Source organism: Nitrospirota bacterium, assembly GCA_037386965.1.
Lineage (GTDB): Bacteria > Nitrospirota > Thermodesulfovibrionia > Thermodesulfovibrionales > JdFR-86 > JARRLN01.
On sequence record JARRLN010000005.1, the window covers coordinates 13,044 to 35,023 of the forward strand.

The following is a 21,980-nucleotide window of genomic DNA, read 5'->3' on the forward strand; positions in this document are numbered from 1 at the left end:
TCCCGGTGTTTGTGGTATCATCTGTCGCATGATGACGCCCAGCGAAGTGCGGAGAAAGATACTCCTTGCCCTGTATGAGCATTCCCGCCCGGGGGAGGGGGAGTACCTGGACACTTCCGAACTGTTCAAGCGCCTGAAGCTCGAAGACCTGGTCGAGTACTGGGAGGACATCCGCTACCTGCACGACGAGGAGTACGTGGACGGCACCCCGGTCCCGTACATGAGGCAGGGCTACATGCCCCGGGTCCGCCTTACCGCCAAGGGCCTGGCGGTGGCGGAAGACCCCGAAAAACTGGACCGCGCCTTTCCAGGGGACCCCGCTCGACACGCCGTGGAGGCCTTCCTGAAAAGCTACCGCCTCGAGCTGGAGAAGGCCCTCGTCGCCGACGAGGAGAAGGAACGGATATTTCTGCATCTGGAGCGCCTCGCCTCTCATCCGGTGGGGATGAGGGTCCTGGAGAAGGTCCTCACCTCCAGGGAGGCCGGGGGATAAAGTCCTTCCCCGGTCCGCTCCGGTCCCTTCCCTGTATATACAAAAACCGCCCTTCCGCTTGATATAATGGATGGTCATGGTCGCTGCGGTCCTCCTGGGAATCGTGCAAGGCATCACGGAGTTCTTCCCCATAAGCTCCACGGCCCATCTCGTCCTTTTCCCCTGGTTCTTCGGCTGGACCGGCACCCTGAATTCTCTTGCCTTCGACGTCGCACTGCACGGGGGCACCCTGGTCAGCCTTCTGATATGTTTCCGCCGGGACCTCGTCGCGATGCTCCGGGAAGACAGGCGGCTCCTTCTTTTCATCGCCGCCGGCACGGTGCCGGCGGGCTTGGCGGGCCTGCTCTTCGAGGAGCAGGTGGGAGGGCTGTTAAGGGTCCCCGTCGTTATCGCCGCGGCCCTGGTGGTGGTGGGTGTGGTGATGTATGTTTCGGAGCGTTTTGGGAAGGGCAGGCCCCTGGCGGGCATAACGCTCCGGGATGCCCTCTTCGTCGGCGCGGCCCAGGCGATGGCCCTGGTGCCGGGGGTGTCGCGCTCCGGCATCACCATCTCCGCCGGCCTGATGCGGGGGGTGGGGCGGGAGGACGCCGCGCGTTTCTCCTTTCTCCTTTCCATCCCCGTGGTGGCGGGCGCCGCCGTCCTGGAGGGAAAAGAGCTTTTCACGAGCCCCCAGGCCTATGACCTGCGCCTCGTGGGCGTGGGTTTTCTGGTCTCCACTCTGGTGGGCATCGCTGCCATAGAGTTTCTGCTGCGGTATCTCAAATCTCATACGCTGAACCTGTTCGTCCTCTACAGGGTGCTCCTGGCCGCGGTCATCGGAGGTTGGATATGGCTGGGCGGATAAGGCAGGAGGTTATCGGCATCTTTTCCCTGATGGGCGGGCTTTACGCGGGGTTGAGCCTTGCCACGTACGACAAGTGGGACCGCTCCCTGTTCACCTTCTCGGAGGAACCCGTGCGCAACTACGGAGGGGTGGTGGGCGCGTCCCTGGCGGACCTTCTCTTCACGCTCCTGGGGGCCTCCGCCCTGGCGGTGCCGGCCTTCCTTGTGGCCTACGGCCTCAAGAGGCTCCTCGGCAAGGAGAAGGACCGCGTGCACCTGGCGGGGGCCGTGCTCTTCCTGGCGGCCTCCTCGCTTCTTCTGTCCCTGCTCGACGCTTCCTTCGGCCTGGACGGACGGGGCGGCGGGGTGCTGGGTCTTTACGGGGGCGCGCTTCTGGTGACCGGCCTCCATATCCTCGGGGCCTACATGCTCGCGGTGGCCCTGTTTCTGGCCTCCCTCGTTCTGCTGAGCCCCGTTTCCGTGGTCAAGCTTCTGAGCCCGAGGGGCCGTTTCTCTCGCGCCGAGAAGAAGCCCGGGCTCCGGCGGCGGAAGGCCGCACGCGAAGACCTTTTCCCGGAGGAGGAGGACGAGACGGGCGGGGAGCCTCCGGGGCCCCTCGTGGTGGAGCCCCCCCTGGAGGTGATTTCTCCCCAGGCTGCCGGCGGCGGCCCCCTTTTTGAGAAGGCGGTCTCTCCCGAGGGCTACCGGCTTCCGGACATCGACCTTCTCGCCCGGTACGACCCCGTGGAGAGGCAGGGCCGGCAGGCCCTCATGGAAAGCAGCGCGCTGCTTGAGAACAAGCTCTCGGACTTTTCCGTCCAGGGGCGGGTGACCCATGTGCACACCGGGCCGGTGGTCACCATGTACGAGTTCGAGCCCGCACCGGGGGTGAAGATAAACCGAGTGGTCTCTCTGTCGGAGGACCTCGCCCTTGCCCTCAGGGCCCAGAGCATCCGCATCTCGGCGGTGCCGGGAAAGGCCGCCATCGGCATCGAGATACCCAACCCCCGCCGCGAGGTGGTCTCCCTGAGGGAGGTCATCGCCTCCGAGGACTTCGCGAAAAGCTCCTCCCACCTGACCTTTGCGATAGGGAAGGACATCTTCGGCTCCTCCGTGGTGGCCGACCTTGCCCGCATGCCCCATCTCCTGGTGGCCGGAGCCACGGGCTCGGGAAAAAGCGTCTTTCTGAACGCGACGGTGGTGAGCCTCCTTTGCAAGTCCACGCCCGGGGAGCTCCGCATGCTCATGATAGACCCGAAGCTCCTGGAGCTTTCGGCCTATGACGGCATCCCCCACCTCATCTGCCCCGTCATCACCAATCCCAAGGAGGCCTCCGAGATGCTCCGGCGGATGGTCTTCGAGATGGAGCGCCGCTACCACATGATTGCCCAGAGGGGGGTAAGGAACATCGAGAGCTTTAATGTGGCCGCGCCCGAGGAGGAGAGGTTGCCCTACATCGTCATCCTCATCGACGAGCTCGCGGACCTCATGCTGGCCGCCCAGAGCCAGGTGGAAGACTCCATCGCCCGCCTGGCCCAGATGGCCCGGGCCTCCGGCATCCACCTTATCCTGGCCACGCAGCGCCCTTCGGTGGACGTCATCACCGGGGTCATCAAGGCCAACTTCCCCGCCAGGGTGGCCTTCCAGGTGACCTCCCGCGTGGACTCGCGCACCATACTGGACGCGCAGGGGGCGGAGCAGCTCATCGGCAAGGGGGACATGCTCTTCATGCTTCCCGGCACCAGGATAATGCGGGTCCACGGGGCCTTCGTCTCGGAGAAGGAGGTCAAGAGGGTGGCGGACTTCGTCCGCGGGCAGGGAGGCCCGGACTATGCCCTCATGGAGGAGATAGCCCAGGCGGAAAACAGCGCCCGTGCGGATGCCGCCCAGTCCGAGGACAGGGACGAGCTGTACGAGCGGGCCCTGGTTTTCGGGGGTGCCGCCGGGGAGGTCTCCATATCGTCGCTTCAAAGGCGCCTCAAAATCGGCTATAACAGGGCCGCCCGTATCATGGAGCTCATGGAGGAGGACGGCCTGGTGGGCCCTCCCCGGGGAGCGGGAAAGCCCCGGGACTTCCTCGGCCGGCGGGGAGGCTTCTAGAACCTGTCTCAAAATTGATTTCGAAGCGAAAGAGAGAATAAACGGCGGCAGACAAGGAGGGAGGGGGAAATCGCCCGGAGGCGCGGCAGGGCTGCGTTGAGGACGCTCTTCTTCTTACGGCGCCGTATGCCGCCATTTAAGCCTCTTACAGCCAGGGTCCCCGAAAAGTCGCAAGATTTTTCGGGGCTGAGCCGCAAGCAATGTGAGACAGGTTCTGAGTCCCCGCCTTTCATTTTTCGCGGGATTCTATTAAAATAGCTCTTTGCTCTTTTACGGCGGCACGGCGACGTGCGCCTGAGACAAGGAAAGGAGGACGACGTGGGAAGAGTCAATTACTACTTCACCTCGGAGTCGGTCACAGAGGGACACCCCGATAAAGTTGCCGATCAGATTTCCGATGCCATCCTGGATGCCCTCATCGAGCAGGACGCCAACTCCCGGGTTGCGTGCGAGACGCTGGTGACCACCGGCCTCGCCTTTGTGGCGGGGGAGATTACGACAAGGGGTTACGTGGACATCCCCACACTGGTGAGGGAGGTCATCAAGGATATCGGCTACACACGGGCCAAGTACGGTTTCGACTATGAGACCTGCGCGGTCATCACCTCCATCCACGAGCAGTCGGGCGATATCGCCATGGGGGTGGACCCCGGCGGGGCCGGCGACCAGGGCCTGATGTTCGGGTACGCCTGCGACGAGACGAAGGAGCTGATGCCGCTTCCCATCTCCCTGGCGCACAAGCTCTCCATGCGGCTTTCGGAAGCCAGGAAAAAGGACATCCTGGGTTACCTCCGGCCCGACGGGAAGACCCAGGTGAGCATCGAGTACCGGGACGGCAAACCCTTCAGGATAGACACCGTGGTCGTCTCCGCCCAGCACAGCGACGACGTCACCCTGAAGGAAATCAGGGAAGACATAATAGAGAAGGTCGTCAAGCCGACCCTGCCGGAGCACCTGGTGGACGCCGAGCACATCACCTACCACGTCAACCCCACCGGGAGGTTCGTGGTGGGCGGCCCCATGGGAGACACCGGACTTACCGGCAGGAAGATAATCGTCGACAGCTACGGGGGCGTGGGAAGCCACGGCGGAGGCTGCTTCTCCGGGAAGGACCCCTCCAAGGTGGACCGCTCCGGCGCCTACATGGCCCGCTACATAGCCAAGAACCTGGTGGCCTCCGGTCTCACCTCCAAGTGCGAGGTCCAGCTGGCCTACGCCATCGGGGTCCCCGACCCGGTCTCCATCCTCGTGGACACCTACGGCACGGGAAAGGTTCCCCAGGACACATTGGTCTCCCTGGTGCGCGAGAACTTCAAGCTCACCCCGAAGGGGATGATAGAGACGCTGGACCTGAGGCGGCCCATCTACAAAAAGACGGCGGCTTACGGGCACTTCGGGCGTGAGGAGCGGGATTTCACCTGGGAGATGACGGACAAGGCCGATGACCTCAGGAGGCAGGCCGGGCTTTAATGAATCGAAAAGAAAGGAATTTTTTGTATGCCTGACTATGACGTGAAGGACATGTCCCTTGCCAAGAAGGGGATGCTCAGGATCGAGTGGGCGGCCAAGGACATGCCCGTCCTGGCCAAGGTCAAGGAGAGGTTCAAGAAGGAAAAGCCCCTGAAGGGCGTGCGCATGGCGGCGTGCCTGCACGTGACCACCGAGACGGGAAACCTGATGGAGACCCTGAAGGCCGGAGGGGCGGACGTGCGGCTCTGTGCGTCCAACCCCCTGAGCACCCAGGACGACGTGGCCGCTGCGTGCGTGAAGCACTTCAAGGTGCCCACCTTCTCCATCAAGGGGGAAGACAACAGGACCTACTACAGGCACATCATGCAGGCCCTGGAGCACCGCCCCCAGATTACGATGGACGACGGCGCCGACCTGGTCTCGGTCCTCCATACAAAGAAGAAGAACCTCCTGGGCGAGGTCATCGGGGGCACCGAGGAGACCACCACGGGGGTCATCCGTCTGAAGGCGATGGCCCAGAGGGGCGTGCTTCACTACCCCATCGTCGCGGTGAACGACGCCTTCACGAAACACCTCTTCGACAACCGTTACGGCACCGGGCAGTCAACCCTGGACGGCATCCTGAGGGCCACCAACCGGCTCATAGCCGGCTCCGTCGTGGTCGTGTCGGGCTACGGGTGGTGCGGCAAGGGCCTGGCCGGCAACGCCAAGGGCCTCGGCGCCAGGGTCGTCGTCACCGAAGTCGACCCCCTGAGAGGGCTGGAGGCCGTCATGGACGGCTATGAAGTGATGCCCATAAGGGATGCCGCCGCTCTGGGAGACATCTTTGTCACGGTCACCGGGGACGTGAACGTCATCTCCAGGGACTGCTTCCCCAGGATGAAGGACGGCGCCATCATCGCGAACTCCGGCCACTTCAACGTGGAGATAGACATCGATTCCCTTAAGAAACTGGCGAAGTCCCGCCGCACCATACGGGAGTTCGTCGAGGAGTACACGCTCAAGAGCGGACGCAGGCTCTACCTGCTGGGCGAGGGCAGGCTCATCAACCTGGCCGCCGCCGAGGGCCATCCCTCGCAGGTCATGGACATGAGCTTCGCCAACCAGGCCCTGTGCGCGGAGTACATGGCCAAAAACCACGAGAAGCTCGAAAACAGGGTCTACCCGGTCCCCGAGTCCATCGACAAGAGGATCGCGGCCCTGAAGCTCAGGGCCAAGGGAATCAAGATAGACGCCCTGAGCAAGGAGCAGAAGGAATACCTGGAAAGCTGGGAACTGGGCACCTAGGCGGCCCCCCCGTGCGGGCGTGGGCGGGCTTCCGGATGCCCGGGATGCGCGGGCTCTTTGATATAATGGGTGGATGCATGCCTCGTCCCCGGACGGCCTTGGACTCCCGACGCTCCTGAGCATCTCCCTGGGCCTTGCCATGGACGCCTTCGCCGTCAGCGTCACCAGCGGGCTCGCCATCCGCACCATCAGGGTGCGCCATGCGCTGCGCATCGCCGCCTTCTTCGGCGCCTTTCAGGGCGTCATGCCGGTGGTGGGCTGGCTGGCTGGAACGAGCCTGCGCTCCTCCATAGCCCCCCTGGACCACTGGCTGGCCTTCGGCATCCTGGGGGTGGTGGGAGGAAAGATGATCTATGAGGCCGCCGTCATCGAAAAGGCCGAGGAGAGCGCGCCGTCGGACCTGAGCATCCTCGTCTTGCTCGGCCTGAGCGTGGCCACCAGCCTGGACGCCCTGGCCGTGGGCGTAACATTCGCTTTTCTGGATGTCCGCATCATCACCCCCGCCCTGGTCATCGGCGCGGTGACCTTCGCCATGTCCTACGCGGGGGTCTGGATAGGCGACCGGTTTGGTGGCTTTTTCGAGAAGAAAATCGAGGTCCTCGGCGGAATTATTTTGATTGCGATAGGCTTGAAGATCTTGACAGAGCATCTGTTTTTCGGTAAATAGGGTATATATCGGGCACCGCTGGCGGAAAACTGCTATAATAATTCCCTGTCGGGGGCGACCGGGGGTATTCAAATCCAGGCTCAAATGTTATAGAATGGATGAAAACGATGGCTATTAAGAGAATTTCTTTCATAGAGTCCAAGTCGCCGGGGAACCATATCTTCAGCAAGTTCCCCATACCCCGCCTGGGCGCCATTCTGCTGAGCACTATCCTAAAGCAGCGGGGTTACGAGGTCAGGGCCTTCGTCGAAGACATCGCCGACCCGGATTGGTCCTACATCGAGAACTCCGACCTTGTCTGCATCTCGGCCATTACGGGCACCGCCCTGAGGTCTTACCGCATCGCCGAGAGAATGAAGAAGCAGGGCATCCCCGTGGTCCTCGGAGGGGCGCACCCCTCCTTCCAGCCGGACGAGGCCCTGGGATATGCCGACTTCGTCGTCCGGGGAGAGGGCGAAGAGACTCTGGTGGAGCTGATGGGTTGCCTCGAAAAGGGGACCCCGTCGCTGGAAAGCATAGCGGGATTAAGTTTCCACGACAAGGACGGCAGGGCGGTCCACAACCCCGGCAGGCCGTTCATCATGGACCTGGACGCTCTGCCGGAGCCGGACTTCTCGGTCGTGCACAACTGGAAACCGACCAATATCTTCCCGGTCTCCACCTCCAGGGGCTGTCCGTTCGACTGCCGTTTCTGCTCCGTCATCCACATGTTCGGCCGCAAGTACCGTTTCAAGCACCTGGAGGCGGTGATGGAGGAGCTTCGGCATCTGCCGGCGGTCTCCCAGGGGAGCAAGTTCTTCGTGGACGACAACTTTACCGCGAACAAGGCCCGGACGAAAGAACTTCTTCGGGCGATGATTGCCGAGAAATTCAACTACTGCTGGTCCGCCCAGGTGCGCACGGACGTGGCCAGGGACGAGGAGCTTCTGGGCCTTCTGGCCGACGCCGGCTGCGAGACGGTGCAGATAGGGTTCGAGTCGGTCAATCCCAAGACCCTGGAGGCCTTCAACAAGAAGCAGAACCTGGACGAGATCGTCGAGTCAATCAGGAAGGTGCACGACTACGGCATCAAGATACACGGGATGTTCGTCTTCGGCTCCGACCTGGACACGGTGGACACCATCAAGCAGACGGCCGATTTCGCCATCAAGCACCGGATTGACACCATTCAGTTCATGATGCTCACGCCCCTGCCCGGAACGCCGTTTTTCACGGAGATGAAGGACTCCGACAGGCTCCTGCACACACAGTGGGACAAGTACGATGCCCACCACGTCGTGTACAAGCCCCTTCTCATGACGCCGCAGGCGCTGCATATGGAGAGCCTGAAGGCCATGGGAAGGTTCTATTCCTGGAAGTACATCTTCGACCACGCGGCCAAGCTGGACTTCTTTTATGCCGCCGTGGGCCTCTACGGCAAGCAGGCCGTCCGCAAGGCGCTGAAGGAGGCCCGCGGATACCTGGACTCCATCGGCGCCCTGGTGGAGTCCCCGCTGCCTGACCCGCCGCCGACCACTTCCTGAGGGCGCTACATTTCCCCGAGAACCACCTGGGAGAGCTCTTTCCTGCTTGACGTGCTCCGGCTCTCCGGATGCGGGTGTCCTATGGCCACCACGGCCATGAGCTCCATCGTCTCCGGCACCGCAAGGAGGCGCCTCACGTCCTCGGCCCTGTTGAGGATCTCGCCCAGCCAGACCGCCCCGAGCCCCAGGGCATGGGCGGCCAAGAGCATGTTCTGGATGCAGGCCCCCATGGCCTGGTAGTCCTTGACGTCGTGGTACATGGTCTCGCGGTCCACGAAGACGGCGATGGCCGAAGGGGCGTCCTCCAGGATGCGGCTGTACCTGGTGAGCCCGGCTACCCGGTGCCGGACGTCCCGGTCCCTGACGAGCACAAACCTCCAGGGCTGGTTGTTCAGCCCCGAGGGGGCCCACGTCCCGGCCCTGACGATTTCCATCAACTGCTCCCGCTCCACGGGCTCCGCGCTGAAGCGGCGGACGCTCCGCCGGCTGTAGATGCCTTCCAACAGCTCCATGACGCCTCCTGCTCTTTGGGGTACGTCCACTATAGGGGGCTTGAAGGGCTAAATTCAAGGACGGTTTGCCGGCGATGCCTTTTCTTCTATAATGGGGCATGGGAAGTACGGGGTTTTTCTTCTATGTCCTGTCCCTCTCACTCTGGACGGGAGGCATCGTCATGTACACGTTCGTCGTGACCCCGGCGGTTTTCCGTGCGCTCCATCGGGACCTGGCCGCCCGGGTGGTGGGGGTTCTGTTTCCGGGCTATTATTTCTTCAACCTCGCCGTAAGCCTGGCGGCGCTGGCGATTTTCCTCCTGGCGTGGGCCTTCGGGGACAGCCTGGGCCTGGGAAGCCCTGGATGGGGTCTTTCCCTGGCCCTGCTGGGGGCAGGGGTCACGCTGAACCTGTTTATCGTCCTGAAGCTTTATCCCGACATCAAGGCCGTAAAGCGGGACGTAGCCTCCTTTGAGTCCGTCCCGGCCGATTCCCCCTCCAGGCGCACGTTCAGGCGGCTTCACGCGGTGAGCGCGGCCCTGAACGTCCTGCTCCTTGCCGACGGGTTTGCGCTTCTGGCGCTGGGCGTGTTTGTGCGGAACCCTTAACCGGCCTTTTCGCTCTCCCCGGCGGGGTAGTCCGCTTCCAGGTCAAGCAGGATGAAGACGTCCTTGCCGACCATGAGCCCTCCGCGCTCCAGCGGCTCGTTCCAGGAGACGCCGAAGTCATACCGGTCTATCACGGTGCGGCCCGTAAAGCCCATGCTCGTGGCTCCGAAGGGGCTCTTTACCGGCCCGAAGGCCTCGCCCTGTATGGTCACGGAACGGCTCGTCCCCCGTATGGTGAGGTTCCCGCGGACCCAGGCCCGCCTCTCCCCGGTCATCTCCACGCTGGTGCTCCTGAAGGTGATGCCGGGATGGTTCGCCGCGTCGAAGAAGTCGCTGGTGAGGAGGTGCTCGTCTCTTTTTCTGATTCCCGTGGTCACGCTGCCCACGTCGATGTGCACATCCACGGAGGAGCGGCCGGGGTCCTCTTCGTCCAGGGAAATCGTGCCCGTCACGCGGCCGAACAGGCCCCGTACATTGGCCAGCATCATGTGGCGGACGGAGAAAGCCGCGGAGGAATGGTCGGGGTCTATGGTCAGCAGGACGCGCGGCATCGCTGTTTCCTTCGCGTGCGGCCCGATGCGAAGAGGCCGTTCATCGGGGCTCGATGAAGCACTGGGGGTCTTCCGAGAGGTAGTCGGCCCTGCCCAGGGCGGCGGAGTAGGCATAGGCTATGGCCCTGCATCCTCGGCAGGTGGCCCAGTGCTGGCACCGGCCGCATTTTCCACCGTACCGGTCCTTCTCCCTCAGGTCGCGGAGCACGGGGGACGAAGCCCATATTTCGCGAAGCGAATCCGACCGCACGTTGCCCAGCGGGACGGGGAGCCGCCTGCACGGGGTGACCGTGCCCTCGGAAAGGAGCGTCAGTCCCGACACGCCCGCCGCGCACCCCCCGAAGGCGGTGCACCCGTGCTCGTCGGAGAAATGCGCGTCCATCTGTGCCGCCACGGGGTCCCCGGTCACAATCTCAAGCCCCGGGACCCGGGCCGAGAGAAGGGACCTGTAGATTTCGGCCACTCTTTCCTTCTCAAGCATGTCCCCGATGAGGACTTCTCCCGCACCCCACGGCACCAGCCGGGAAAAACCCAAACGGTGCACGCCCACGGCCCCGGCCAGGGCCACAAGGTCCGGGACCCCCTCGGCGTTGAGCCGGGAAAGGGTTGCGTTCAGCGTCGTCCGCAGTCCCTGCTTCAGGAGGTTCTCCACCCCCCTCATTGCCCGGAGAAAGCTCCCCTTCCCCCTGATGGCCTCGTGGATGTGGGAAGGTCCCTCCAGGCTCACCTGCACGCCCCTCACCCCCAAGTCGGCGAGTCTCCGGGCCTTTTCTCCGTCAATCAGGGTGCCGTTGCTCAGAAGATACACCTCGAACCCGCGCGAGCGCATCTCTCCGAGCGCCTCGAACAGGTCCTCTCGCAGGAAAGGCTCCCCTCCGGTGACGGTGAAGCTCGGGGAGAAGGCTATCTCGTAGGCCTCGGACCACTGGTGAAAAAGAGAGGCGGCCTCCTCGATGACCTCACGGATTTCCTCGAGGGAAGGCTCCTCCTTCTTTCCGCCGGTTTGGTAGCAGTGCCTGCACCGGAGGTTGCAGCGCTCCGTGAGGTGCCACTGAATGAAGAAATCGAAGGCCGCCTCTGTTCTGGTTGCCGGACCGGCAACGTTCAGCTCTTTCAGGACTTTCACTTCTGGCACAACCGGGCGGGGTTTTCCTTTACCAAGCGCTTCAGCCCCTTCCAGAACGCTTCCTCCCGCCGGGAGGCTTCCTTGCTCAACGGCTTTTTCATCCCTGTCACCTCCTTTCGTGCATACGTGCACCCCCTAGATTGATTCTACCTATAACCGAATCATTGTCAATCAATATTTTCTATGAATAGCTGGAGAATGAGGGAATCGGCAGTGCTCGGAAAGAGGCATCTTCGCCCCTGAGAGGCACGGGCGGGGCGAGATGCGGATGACGGGTGCCGGGGAGGGGGCTTTGCCGGCCGTACGGAGGATTTTTCAGAATTTCTCCCGTTCCCTCTTGAGGACCTCCTTCTTGTAGGCCGCGATGACGTCCATGCGCCTGAGCATGCCGATCACCTTGCGGCTGTCGTCCCCGGAGACGACGGGGATTTCCTCGATGTCCTTCACCGCGAAGTTCTCCATGGCCGTATTCAGGTCGTCCTCGGGCCTCAGGGTGATGACGTCTTCCGTGGCCAGCTCGCCGGCCTTGACGATGCCCTTCACTTTCTCCTCGAAAAGCACGGGCCTGACGTCCTGGATGGAGAGGATGCCCACCATCTTGTCCCCGGTGTCCACCACGGGGATGTAGAAGCGCTCCCGCTGGACCATGACGTTGACCAGCGCGGAGAGGGATTTGTCCTCGCGGATGCGGACCACGTCCCGGTTCATCACGTCCTTCACCTTTATGCGGCCCATGATGGCCACTTCCTGTCCCGCGTGGATGTTGATGCCGCGGCGCGTCAGCTCCACGGTGTCTATGGAATCCTCATCGATGCGGCGGGCCAGGAGGGTGCCGATGATGGCGGACATCATCACGGGCACGATGATCTGGTAATTGCCGGTCATTTCGAAAAGCAGAAAGATGCCCGTCAGGGGGGCGTGGGTGGCGGCGGCCAGGAAGGCGCCGAGGCCCACGGTGGCGTAAGCCCCCGAGGAGGCCGTCACCTGCGGGAAAAGCCAGTGGACCACATAGCCGAATCCCCCTCCCGCCATGGCCCCTATGAACAGGGCCGGTGCGAACACTCCCCCCGTGCCGCCGGAGCCCAGGGTGACCGAGGTCGCCAGAATCTTCAAAAACACCAGCACAATGATTGTGGCCGCGGCTACGTTGCCCGCCAGGGTCTGCTCGATGAAGGAATAGCCGTCGCTCAGCACTTGGGGAAAGAGCACTCCTATCGAGCCCACGATGAAGGCGCCCACCACCGGCCTTACGAGCGGGGGGATGCGAGAGTTCCGGAACGCGTCCTTGACCTTGTAAAAGACCCTGATGTACAGAACGGCCAGCACGCCCACCACGAGGCCCAGGACCATGTACAGGGGTATCTCATAGGCGCTCACCAGGTTGTACTTGGGGACCGCGAAGGCCGGGTTCGCCCCGTAGTACGCCCGGGAGACCACCGTTGCGATGCCCGAAGAGATGACGATGGCGGCGAAGGAGGTGAGCTCGTAGTTGCCCAGCAGGACGATTTCCATGGCGAACATGACCCCGGCTATGGGGGCGTTGAAGGTGGCCGCTATGGCCCCCGCCGAGCCGGCCGCGACGAGGAGCTTGAGGCGGTTTCCCGATACCTTGAAAAACTGTCCCATGACCGACCCTATGGTGCCTCCCACGGTGGCGATGGGCCCCTCCACCCCTGCCGAGCCGCCCGTCCCTATGGTCAGGGCGGCCCCGACCGTCTTGAGCACGATGGCGCGGGCCTTGAGAATGCTTCCCTTGAGGTTTACGGTCTCCAGGAACCGGTGGAAGGTGTAGCCGTAGATGTCGCCCGGAAACTTGTAGGCCAGCGGGATGAGCAGCAGGACGCCGGCCATGGGAAGAAGCGGAAGAAGAAGTCGTCTGAAGCCCCCGTCGTGCACTCCCAGCAGGTGGCCGCCGGCAACGAAGACGTTGTCGAAGATGAACAGCATGCTGGAGCGAAAGACGATGTTCGCGGCCCCCGCCAATGCCCCCACGAAGACGGACATGACGATGAGCGTCGTATGCCTATCTTTCAGAATACGCCGCATGCGCCAAACCACTTATGATAGCATGTTTGGAGCACAAGACGAGAAGCGGCGGGAGAAGGGAGCCTACTTTTCCCTCTTTTTCAAGGACCTTTCCACCCAGTTTATCAGTGCGATGATCTTCCCGGTCACGCTCCTGCTGCGGGGGTTGAACACCGCGCCCTTTATCTCTTCCATGGTCTTGCCGCTTTCTATGACCAGCGTGGGCGACTTGGTGACGGCCAGGACCTGGCTCGGATAGACGCTGCGATGGCCGGTTATGAGATAGCTGATGACGCAGGCCAGGGCGGCGTACGGGGTGACCTGGGGGCCGAAAAACTCGGCCGCCATGATGCTCGCCGATATGGGCGTATTGGCCGCTCCGGCCAGAAGGCTCACCATGCCGATGGCCGAGAAAAGCTGGGGGTCCAGGCCGGTGAGCATGGCGTACAGGCTGCCTGCGGTGGCCCCGACAAAAAATATGGGCGTGACGATGCCCCCGCTTCCGCCGAAGCTCAGCGTGACCGACGTGAAGACGATCTTGAAGAAGAAGGCCGCCGCGGGAACGTGCGCCCCCGCCAGGGCGTCCTCGATGGTGTCCAGGCCCAGGCCGAGGTACCGCGTCCCCAGGACGAGGCTTGCCAGGGCCAGCGCCCCTCCGCCTATGAGGGCCCGCACCGGCATCCCCCACGGAAGCCCGCTGCTGAGCTTCTCGAACCTCTTGAGCACCTCGATGAGCAGAAAGGAGCAGAAGCCAAAGACGATGCCCGCGATGCAGACCTCGACGAAGTAAAGCCCGCTGAAGGCCGGCACGGCGGGGATGGCCCGCTCGAAATACGTGATGCCCAGGGACGTGGAGACCTCGTAGCTCAGGATTCCCGCCACGAAGGACGGAAACAGCACGTCGTAAAGGATGCTTCCGACGAAGAGCACCTCCACGCCGAAGATGGCCCCGGCTATGGGCGTACCGAAGACCGAGGCAAACCCCGCGCTGATGCCGCAGATGACCAGCTTGCGCCGGTCCCGGGCGTCGAAGCGCAGCAGGGTGGAGAAACTGGAAGCGATGCCCCCGCCGATCTGGGCGCAGGGCCCTTCCTTGCCGGCCGCCCCGCCGAGGGCTATGGTGAAGATGGTGGCGACGAACTTTATCGGAGCGACCAGCGGCTCTATCCTGGCGGCCCGTGTGTGGATGGCCTCGATTATCTTCTCGGTGCCGTGGCCCTCGGCCTCCGGAGCGAGGTCCTTGATCACGAGGGCGCTCAACATCATCCCCAGGGGGAGGAAGAGGAAAAAATAGTGGAAGCGGCCCGCGGCGTCCGAGGCGTAACCCAGCGCCAAGAGGAACACGCTCGTCGAGAGGCCGACGCCAGCCCCCGTGATGGAGGCCAGGACGAACCACTTGACGACGCTGATGAAAAGGATGGACTCTTCCAGGAACCGGCCGCCTGACCTTCTTTCTTCCTGGTTATCCATAGGAGAGTATATCAATTTCCGGCGGAAAGATACACGCCGGGCGCGGCCTCAGAATGCCTTCTCGAGAAGGGCCGCGGGAAAATGGGCGAAGGCGTCCCGCACGGAGAGGGCGCGGCTTCCCCGGTGGCGCACCACCCGCACGGTCTCCCCCGTCAGGACGTTCAGAAAGCGCGCGGGCGCGCCCGTGTCCTCAAGGACGATATGCGTATCCTTCCAGACCTCTCCGAGGGGCTCCTGGTCCTCCCCGACGAGGCCTCCGAGGAAACGCGGAACGGCGGCGATGCACGAGGAGCCGTCGAGCCGGCGCTCGAAGGCCACCACCCTGCCCTCCTGTTCTCCGGCCGCCCGCAGCGGAATGTACTGGCCGCCCTCAAAGAGCTGCCTGCGCGCCCTCCGGTAATTGAGCGCCTTATACGTGAGGTAGAGCTTCACCCTCCCGTCTTCCTTGGCCGAAAGGAGCTCCCGCACCAGGCCCGCGCCTTGCCGCTCGCTCTCCCGCCCGAGGAGCTCCGCCAGCATGGCCTCGGCCTTGCCGTAATCCACGGGCCTGCGATTGTCGGGGTCCACGAGGGTGAGGTTCCAGAGCTCGCTGCCCTGGTAGAAGTCGGGTACGCCCGGGGAGGCGACCTTCAGGAGCACCTGTGCGAGGGAGGTGTAGATGCCGAACGTGGAGATTTTCCTCTGCCACCGGAGGAAGCTCCCGAGGAAGCGTTCGGAGCCCAGGACCGCCTCGACGAAGTTCGTGACCGCCTCTTCGTACTCGGGGTCCGGGTTTATCCAGCTGGTGTTCTCCTTGCCCTCGCGGACGGCCTTGAGCATGTAGCCCTTGATGCGTTCGGTGAAGTCCTTCTTTCCCTCCTCGTCCATGGGGAGCATGGGCCAGGCGCCCACCAGGCTCTGGTAGAGCAGGTACTCGTCGTTTCTGTCCGGGGCCAGCAGGCCGCCCTCCACGGTGGCCTTGAACTCCTGGTTCATCTCGGCCCATTGCAGGGTAAGGGCTCTCCACTCCTCCGGGAATTCCGAGATCACATGGATGCGGGCGCGGACGTCTTCGCTCCGCTTGGAGTCGTGGGTGGAGGTGGTCACCATCGTGGTGGGCCAGCGCTTGCACATCTCGGTGTTGCGGCCGTGGAAGGCCTCCAGCGTCGTCCCGAAACGGTCGGGGTTTCCACCGACCTCGTTCAGGGAGACCAGGCGGTTGTAATCGTAGAATACCGTGTCCTCCAGGCCCTTTGCCATCACGGGGCCGGTTATCTGCTGAAACTTCATGGTGAACTCAAGCCACCGTCTGCGGGTCTGCTCGTCCATGCGTACGTCGCGGAGGATGAGCACGTCGTGGAGAAAGGCAAAGACCTGCGGGCTCAGGTCCTTCCGCCTTCTGCGCGCCTTGCCGATGGCCTGCTCTATGTACTTCAGGTCCTGGTCGCTCACTCCCGCCTCGTCGATGTAGGTCCTGTAGACCGGGAAGTTGGCGATGACCTCCACGATGGCATGGGTGAGGCTGTTCCGGGTGAAATCCCTGAAACGGCGGTCCTGCTCGGCGAGCCGGCTCAGCCAGTGCCCCAGCACGTTTATCTCACTGGCCATGGAGCTTTCCATGATGAGCTTCTTCTTTTCCCGCAGAAGCTCCGCAAAGTCCCGTCTTCTGCCGGTGAAAAGCTCATAGGTGGCCGTGAGGAGGTCGGCGTTGGCGCCCTCGACGAAGATGCCGCCCACCGAGTTCATAAAGACATACCCGGTGGTCCCGAAGATCGGCCAGTCGTAGGGGAGACTCTCGCTTTCCATGAGGATTTTTTCCCCGACGACATAGAAGGGCTGCTCGAGGACCGCGTCGACCTCCCTTTCGGAGGCGTAGAGCTCTCTGACTCTCGCTTCGCCGGCGGGGTCTTCCCTTCCTGCGCCCTCCTCCCGGGCGCAGAGGGCGGCAAAGCACTCCTCCTGGAGACGCCTGAAATAGGCCCTGGGGCTGCTGAGGCCGTCGGGATGGTCTACCCTGAGCCCGGTGACCTTTCCTTCCCGCACGTGCCTGAGGACCATCCGGTGCGTGACGAGGAAGACCTCCGGGTCCTCGGTCCTGATGGCGGCAAGGTCGTTTATGTCGAAAAACCTCCGGTAGTTGATCTCCTCGGTGGCCACCTGCCAGAACGACAGGCGGTAGACCTGGGCGGAGAGGAGCTCATCGAGCAGGTCGAAGCTCTCCGAGACGTGCCGGGTCCCGTTGAACTTCTCGATGTTTTCGGCCAGGAACGTCCGGAACGCGGGGCTTTCTTCGTCGAGGGTTTGCAGGCGCCGTTTGATTATCTCCTTCTCCCTGAGCCTCTCGGCGACCCTTTCCGGGTCGGTCTCGGTGGGCCGGGGGAGGTGCCGGAGGGCCGTAATGATGCTCAGGAGCTCGATGACGTGGGGGTCGTCCTCTCCCTGTTTCTCCTGAAACTCCTCCATGCGGTGCGTGAGAATGCGGTCATAGGTGCAGGGGTCCACGGGCAGCGTGTTGTCGTAGTAAGTGACGAAGAAGGCGCCGTCCTCGAACGTCAGCCGAAGCTCCTGGTTCTCCAGGACGCTGCCGTACTGGTCGCCGAGAATAGGCAGGATGACCTTGTCCTCGAGCTTTTCCGGGACCGGCTTCCAGTCTATGTCGAAGAAGCCGGCATACGGGGAGCTCTGTCCGTTCTCCAGGACGTCGTTCCACCACGCGTTCTGGCTGGCACCGATGCTCATGTGGTTGGGAACGATGTCCATGATGAGACCCATCCCGTGCTCCTCAAGAGCCCGGATGAACTCTGCGAACGCCTCCTCTCCCCCGAGTTCGGGGTTCAGGGTGGTGGGGTCCGTGACGTCATAGCCGTGGAGGCTTCCTTTCTGCGCCGTGAAGTACGGGGAGGAATAGATGTCGGTAATGCCCAGCTTGCTCAGGTAGGGCAGGACACCCCTGGCCTGCTCGAAGGTGAAGCCGGCGTTGAACTGCATCCGATACGTGGAAACGGGCACCCGTGCGGGAAGGCGCGCCGTCACGCGCCGGAAGGCCTCCTGAATGTGCTTCTCCCTGGCGTCTCCGATGCTTTTCATCTATCGCGCGCTCTTGGGCAGCACCGCCCCGAGATTGAAGTTCAGGAGCTCTCCCAGTTGACGGAAGAGCTTCTGCCACTGCTGGCCGCCCCCGCGGGCGAGCACGTCGGGGTAAACGGCGGTGGCCAGTTCATAGAAAATGTTCTCCATGAGCCAGAAGTTTATCTGGAAGGGGAGCTCACGGGTTATGTCCACCAGACGCACGATGTTGGTCAGCAGCGGCAGGTCCAGGGGGCGCTCACGGAGGCTCTGCATCTCGCGCTCCAGGGTGCGCCTCATGGCGAACTCCAGGTCGACGGTGTCCAGCGTGAGCTTCCAGCGCTCCAGCTCGGAGAGGATTTCCTGTATCCCCGAGGCCTCTGCCTCCTCCTGGAGCATCCTCTTGAGGTCGAGGTTCAGGATGAACTCCGCGGCGGTCAGGAAGGCCCGGGGAATGGGAATCTCGGTGTCTTCGAGGAAGTACATGAGAGGGCGGTTGTTCTCGTACATCTGGCGGTAGGAGGCCTCGAACTCCTCGAGGGTGCCGCTTATCAGGGTGTTCAATATCTTTCTCTGCTCCTCCTTGAAGAGGTCTTCGAGCCCGTAGCGGCGGGGCCCGTAGTGTTTGTCCATGAGAAGGACCAAGTCGGAGAAGGAGCCGCTTTCGAAGGCCCCGGTCAATTCCTCCTCCACCACGCGGGGCTCCGGCGAGCCGCCCTCCGGGCTGACGCCGCAGTTGAAGTCGTGCGTTCCCAGATGAAGCAGGTTGAAATGCAGGACGTCGGATTCCCATGTCACGTGGGAGCGGGCGGTGCAGCGGCCGGTGACGAACTCGACGGTGCCGGCCTGAAGCCGGCGGTAGGAGGTCTGCTTGATGTCGTAACAGAAAATGGAGGCGTCCTCCGGATAGTCCTCGAACAGGGAGCTTATGGCGTAATGGGCGACGACTTTCTTGAGGTCCACGGCCCGGGGCTTTACCTGCCTGCGATAGATGTCCGCCCCGTTGCCCTGCTGCGGGATGTTGCTCTTTGCGCGGGCGAGCCTGTCGAGGAACTCCCCCTCGACCCCGCCCGTCCCGAAAAGCTCCTCGGCCAGCTGGATGACGCGGCCGGCGTAGTTCATGACCTGGACGGTCTCCACGCGGCTCAGTTCGTCGAAGAACCACCCGCAACTCGTAAACATGAGCATGGCGTGACGCCCAAGCTCCATGAGCTTGATGGCCGTGACATTTTCGTCCTCCCGGAGGGAGCGGACGGCGTTGGCGGCCAGGAAGCGCTCCACGGACTCCTCCGTCCGGTCGTAAATGACGTCGATGTACTGGTCCCGCGCGCCCCAGGGGTCGACGAAGAACCCGGCGGCCCTGTCCTCGAAGCCCGGGATAACCTCGTCCCTCAGCCAATCCAGGGCCTCCCTGAGGGGGGCGCGCCAGCGCTGCGTCCAGCCCCGGGTGGAGCCCGTGGTGCACCCGCAGTCCGACCGCCACCGCTCGACCCCGTGAGCGCAGCTCCAGGAGGTGTTCTCGATGACCTCCACCTCGTCCCGCGGCGGCTCGAGCTCCAGGAACTCGCCGTAATTGGTAATGCGGGCGAGTTTCTTCTTCTCGATGTAGTCGAGGGCGTAGGCCAGGGCCATCTCGCCGAAGCGGTGGTGGTGGCCGTAGGACTCCCCGTCGGTGGCTATGTGCATGAGCTGGGCCCTCCGGCGCCTTTCCGAAAAACCGCTCAGGAGCCGATGGGCGAAGTCCTCCCCGCTTCTGAGGAGGCCCTCGAAGGCCACCGCCCGGGAGACCGGACCGTCGTAGAAGAAAAGGGTGATGCTTTTCCCCGAGGGCAGCCGGCACAGGTAGGGCCGGGAGGGGTCTATCCTGCCTCCGGCGACGTCCCGCCAGGGGCTTGCTCCGGGGCCGCGCACCCGTTTTGCCTGATGGGGCGAGAGAATCGTGAAGGCGATGCCCAGGGAGGCCAGGAGCTCCAGGGTCTCCAGGTCCACGGCGGTTTCCGGAAGCCACATGCCCTCGGGTCTTCTCTGGAAACGGTGCTCGAAGTCCCTGAGGCCCCAGATGCACTGGGTACGCTTGTCCCGGGAGTTTGCCAGGGGCAGGATGATATGTCCATAGGCCTGGGCAATGGCCGCACCGTGGCCGGAGCGGAGGGTGTGGCTCATCGCGTCGGCCTTGAGGACCGCTTCATAGGTCGAGGGGGAGAAATGCTCCATCCAGGACAGGAGGGTGGGGCCCACGTTGAAGCTCATCCGGGCGTAGTTGCTGACGATGTCCGTAATCCGGCGCTTCTCGTCCAGTATCCGGGCGGCGGCGTTGGGGGCGTAGCACTCGGCGGTGATGCGCTCGTTCCAGTCGTGGTATGGGTAAGCGCCGTCCTGTATCTCGATGGCCTCCAGCCACGGGTTCTCCCGCGGCGGTTGATAGAAATGGCCGTGTATGCAGAGGAAGTGTTCCATCACAGGGGCCGCCGGTACAGAAGAAAGCCGTACGGAGCCACCGCGAGGGGTCCGTCCAAGCGGGCCGAGACAGGCCCGGCGCGCCGCAATCCGCCGCCGGGTGAGGCGGAATCCACCAGCATCTCCCACCGGCCTTCGCCGCGCTCCCAAAGCCCGCCCGAGGGCAGCGCGGTCTCAACAGGCCTGTCGCCGAGGTTGGCCACGGAGATGAGGTGCTCGCCCCGGTGTCTGATGGCGAGGAAGAGAAGCCCGGGGCTGCAGCTTACGGCGATATCCTCCCTGCCGGGGCTTTCGAGGGCATCGAGGCTTTTCCTCAGGGCTATGGCTCCCCGGTAGAATTCGTAGAGCTCCTTGTGCCTCCCCGCGTTTCTTTTCTCCGGGTTTACCCGGGAGCGCTCGAAGGTGGCCTCGTCCTGGGGGTCGGGCACCTCGCCCGACCACTGGAAGGAGGCGAACTCCCGCCTCCTCCCCTCGCGCACGGCGTGGATAAGGGACGGGTCCGCATGGCTGATGAAATACTGAAAGGGCGCATCCTCCCCGTACTCCTCGCCCATGAAAAGAAGCGGTACGGACGGCGAGAGGACGACCAGGGCGGCCACGAGCTTCAGCTGCTCCAGAGTCAAATGCTCGGCCAGGCGGTCCCCGCGCATGCGGTTTCCGACCTGGTCGTGGTTCTGGGAGAAGACGACGAATCTGCGCGGATGGATGTGGGCCGAGGAGTTGCCGTGGCGGCGCTTCCTGAATTCCGAGTACTGCCCCGAATAGACGAACCCCTCGCGCAGCGCCTTCTCCAGGTGCTCCGGGCGGCCGAAGTCAATGTAGTATCCCCTGTCCTCTCCGGTGAGCAGGGCGTGCAGGGCGTGGTGGAAATCGTCGTTCCACTGCGCGTGGATGCCGTAGCCCCCGCGCTCCGGCCCGTCGATGACCCGGACGTCGTTGAGGTCGCTTTCGGCCATGAGATGCACGTGCCTGTCCAGGCCACGCGCCTCCACGGTTTCCCGGAGCTGGGCCAGGAAGTGTTTGGCGCCGAAGTCGTAGATGCCGTGCACGGCGTCTATCCGGAGGGCGTCCATATGGTAGTTCTCGAGCCAGTTGAGGGCGCTTTCGATGAAGAAGCGCCGCACGGGGTCGCTGTACGGGCCGTCGAAATTCACGGCGTCGCCCCAGGGCGTTCTGTAGTGGTCGGTGAAGTAGGGGCCGAAGTCCCTGAGGTAGTTGCCCTCCGGCCCCATGTGGTTGTAGACCACGTCCATGACGACGGCCAGCCCCTCCCGGTGGCAGGCGTCCACGAGCCTCTTGAGGCCGTCGGGCCCCCCGTAGGAGTCCTGCACGGCGAAGGGATAGGCCCCGTCGTAGCCCCAGTTCCGGGGGCCCGGAAACTGGGCCACCGGCATGAGCTCCAGGGCGGTCACGCCGAGGTCCTTGAGATAGGGGATGCGCTCGATGACCCCGTCGAAGGTGCCTTGGGGGGCGAAGGTCCCCACGTGGAGTTCGTAGATGAGATAGTCCTCGAGGGGCATGCCCTTCCAGTCGCGGTCGGTCCAGGCAAAGGCGTCCTGGGCGTAAGTCTCCGAGGGGCCGTGCACGCCCCCGGGCTGGAAGAACGACGCCGGGTCGGGCCGCTCGACCTCTCCGTCCAGCACGAAGACGTACCGGGCCCCGGCTCCGAGCCCCTCGAGACGTGCTTGGAAATATCCCCGCTTCAGGCGCTCCATGGGGATTGTGCGGGCCGAAGGTCCAAGGACCTTCAGGCTGACGTTCTCCCTCCGGAGGGCCCAGAGGAGAAAGCTGAAATCTCCCCCGCCCAGATGGTTTGCTCCCAGATACTCGCGCATAGTGAGGGTC

The 21,980-nt window shown here is 63.4% G+C and carries 16 protein-coding genes; 8 read left to right on the plus strand and 8 right to left on the minus strand.

Annotated elements, in window-relative coordinates; genetic code table 11:
* Positions 1-28: 28 nt before the first annotated feature.
* The 7 genes from P8Y39_01655 to P8Y39_01685 all read left to right on the plus strand — a co-directional run bounded on the left by P8Y39_01655 (position 29) and on the right by P8Y39_01685 (position 8,362).
* Positions 29-493, plus strand: coding sequence for a hypothetical protein (locus P8Y39_01655; GenBank protein ID MEJ2191042.1), 465 nt, complete (start codon positions 29-31; stop codon positions 491-493).
* Between the two features lie 76 nt (positions 494-569).
* Positions 570-1,337, plus strand: a complete 768-nt coding sequence (locus tag P8Y39_01660) for an undecaprenyl-diphosphate phosphatase (GenBank protein ID MEJ2191043.1) — start codon at positions 570-572, stop codon at positions 1,335-1,337.
* On the plus strand, positions 1,322-3,415 hold the full coding sequence (locus tag P8Y39_01665; GenBank protein MEJ2191044.1) for a DNA translocase FtsK 4TM domain-containing protein: 2,094 nt from the start codon (positions 1,322-1,324) through the stop codon (positions 3,413-3,415). The genes P8Y39_01660 and P8Y39_01665 overlap by 16 nt, the downstream gene beginning before the upstream one ends.
* Before the next feature lie 318 nt (positions 3,416-3,733).
* On the plus strand, positions 3,734-4,885 hold the full coding sequence (metK, locus tag P8Y39_01670; GenBank protein MEJ2191045.1) for a methionine adenosyltransferase: 1,152 nt from the start codon (positions 3,734-3,736) through the stop codon (positions 4,883-4,885).
* 27 nt (positions 4,886-4,912) lie between these two features.
* Entirely contained in the window at positions 4,913-6,172 is a 1,260-nt protein-coding gene (gene ahcY, locus P8Y39_01675) for an adenosylhomocysteinase (GenBank protein MEJ2191046.1), read from the plus strand.
* A gap of 73 nt (positions 6,173-6,245) precedes the next feature.
* Entirely contained in the window at positions 6,246-6,839 is a 594-nt protein-coding gene (locus P8Y39_01680) for a manganese efflux pump MntP family protein (GenBank protein MEJ2191047.1), read from the plus strand.
* Positions 6,840-6,946: 107 nt separating this feature from the next.
* Positions 6,947-8,362, plus strand: a complete 1,416-nt coding sequence (locus tag P8Y39_01685) for a radical SAM protein (protein MEJ2191048.1) — start codon at positions 6,947-6,949, stop codon at positions 8,360-8,362.
* 5 nt (positions 8,363-8,367) lie between these two features.
* Here the strand turns inward: P8Y39_01685 and P8Y39_01690 are convergent, their stop codons facing one another.
* Positions 8,368-8,874 (minus strand): nitroreductase, encoded by a 507-nt coding sequence (locus P8Y39_01690; GenBank protein MEJ2191049.1) that lies wholly within the window; start codon positions 8,872-8,874, stop codon positions 8,368-8,370.
* A gap of 98 nt (positions 8,875-8,972) precedes the next feature.
* On the opposite strand from P8Y39_01690, the gene P8Y39_01695 reads away from it, so the two are divergent.
* Positions 8,973-9,461, plus strand: coding sequence for a DUF4149 domain-containing protein (locus P8Y39_01695; GenBank protein ID MEJ2191050.1), 489 nt, complete (start codon positions 8,973-8,975; stop codon positions 9,459-9,461).
* Here P8Y39_01695 and P8Y39_01700 read toward each other — a convergent pair.
* From P8Y39_01700 to treZ, 7 genes are all read right to left on the minus strand, one after another.
* Complete coding sequence (locus P8Y39_01700) at positions 9,458-10,012, minus strand: YceI family protein (GenBank protein ID MEJ2191051.1); 555 nt, start codon at positions 10,010-10,012, stop codon at positions 9,458-9,460. The two genes, P8Y39_01695 and P8Y39_01700, sit on opposite strands and share 4 nt — an antisense overlap.
* 40 nt (positions 10,013-10,052) lie before the next feature.
* Positions 10,053-11,147, minus strand: coding sequence for a radical SAM protein (locus P8Y39_01705; protein MEJ2191052.1), 1,095 nt, complete (start codon positions 11,145-11,147; stop codon positions 10,053-10,055).
* A gap of 306 nt (positions 11,148-11,453) precedes the next feature.
* Positions 11,454-13,184 (minus strand): chloride channel protein, encoded by a 1,731-nt coding sequence (locus P8Y39_01710; GenBank protein ID MEJ2191053.1) that lies wholly within the window; start codon positions 13,182-13,184, stop codon positions 11,454-11,456.
* Positions 13,185-13,247: 63 nt separating this feature from the next.
* Positions 13,248-14,633, minus strand: a complete 1,386-nt coding sequence (locus P8Y39_01715) for a chloride channel protein (GenBank protein MEJ2191054.1) — start codon at positions 14,631-14,633, stop codon at positions 13,248-13,250.
* A 48-nt stretch (positions 14,634-14,681) separates the two neighbouring features.
* Positions 14,682-17,699, minus strand: coding sequence for a malto-oligosyltrehalose synthase (gene treY / locus P8Y39_01720; protein MEJ2191055.1), 3,018 nt, complete (start codon positions 17,697-17,699; stop codon positions 14,682-14,684).
* Positions 17,700-20,135, minus strand: a complete 2,436-nt coding sequence (locus P8Y39_01725; GenBank protein ID MEJ2191056.1) for a DUF3536 domain-containing protein — start codon at positions 20,133-20,135, stop codon at positions 17,700-17,702. It lies immediately after the preceding gene.
* Positions 20,135-21,970 carry a malto-oligosyltrehalose trehalohydrolase gene (treZ, locus tag P8Y39_01730; protein ID MEJ2191057.1) on the minus strand — a complete coding sequence of 612 codons (1,836 nt, stop codon included), beginning with the start codon at positions 21,968-21,970 and terminating at the stop codon, positions 20,135-20,137. The genes P8Y39_01725 and treZ overlap by 1 nt, the downstream gene beginning before the upstream one ends.
* Positions 21,971-21,980 lie beyond the last annotated feature (10 nt).

Bases quoted from the DNA above. Each gene is read 5' to 3' on its own strand.
- P8Y39_01685 (MEJ2191048.1), top strand. From the start codon at position 6,947: ATGGCTATTAAGAGAATTTCTTTCATAGAGTCCAAGTCGCCGGGGAAC.
- P8Y39_01725 (MEJ2191056.1), bottom strand. From the start codon at position 20,135: ATGGAACACTTCCTCTGCATACACGGCCATTTCTATCAACCGCCGCGG.
- P8Y39_01680 (MEJ2191047.1), top strand. From the start codon at position 6,246: ATGCATGCCTCGTCCCCGGACGGCCTTGGACTCCCGACGCTCCTGAGC.
- P8Y39_01700 (MEJ2191051.1), bottom strand. From the start codon at position 10,012: ATGCCGCGCGTCCTGCTGACCATAGACCCCGACCATTCCTCCGCGGCT.
- P8Y39_01695 (MEJ2191050.1), top strand. From the start codon at position 8,973: ATGGGAAGTACGGGGTTTTTCTTCTATGTCCTGTCCCTCTCACTCTGG.
- P8Y39_01665 (MEJ2191044.1), top strand. From the start codon at position 1,322: ATGGCTGGGCGGATAAGGCAGGAGGTTATCGGCATCTTTTCCCTGATG.
- P8Y39_01710 (MEJ2191053.1), bottom strand. From the start codon at position 13,184: ATGCGGCGTATTCTGAAAGATAGGCATACGACGCTCATCGTCATGTCC.
- ahcY (MEJ2191046.1), top strand. From the start codon at position 4,913: ATGCCTGACTATGACGTGAAGGACATGTCCCTTGCCAAGAAGGGGATG.
- P8Y39_01715 (MEJ2191054.1), bottom strand. From the start codon at position 14,633: ATGGATAACCAGGAAGAAAGAAGGTCAGGCGGCCGGTTCCTGGAAGAG.
- P8Y39_01655 (MEJ2191042.1), top strand. From the start codon at position 29: ATGATGACGCCCAGCGAAGTGCGGAGAAAGATACTCCTTGCCCTGTAT.
- P8Y39_01690 (MEJ2191049.1), bottom strand. From the start codon at position 8,874: ATGGAGCTGTTGGAAGGCATCTACAGCCGGCGGAGCGTCCGCCGCTTC.
- treY (MEJ2191055.1), bottom strand. From the start codon at position 17,699: ATGAAAAGCATCGGAGACGCCAGGGAGAAGCACATTCAGGAGGCCTTC.
- P8Y39_01660 (MEJ2191043.1), top strand. From the start codon at position 570: ATGGTCGCTGCGGTCCTCCTGGGAATCGTGCAAGGCATCACGGAGTTC.
- treZ (MEJ2191057.1), bottom strand. From the start codon at position 21,970: ATGCGCGAGTATCTGGGAGCAAACCATCTGGGCGGGGGAGATTTCAGC.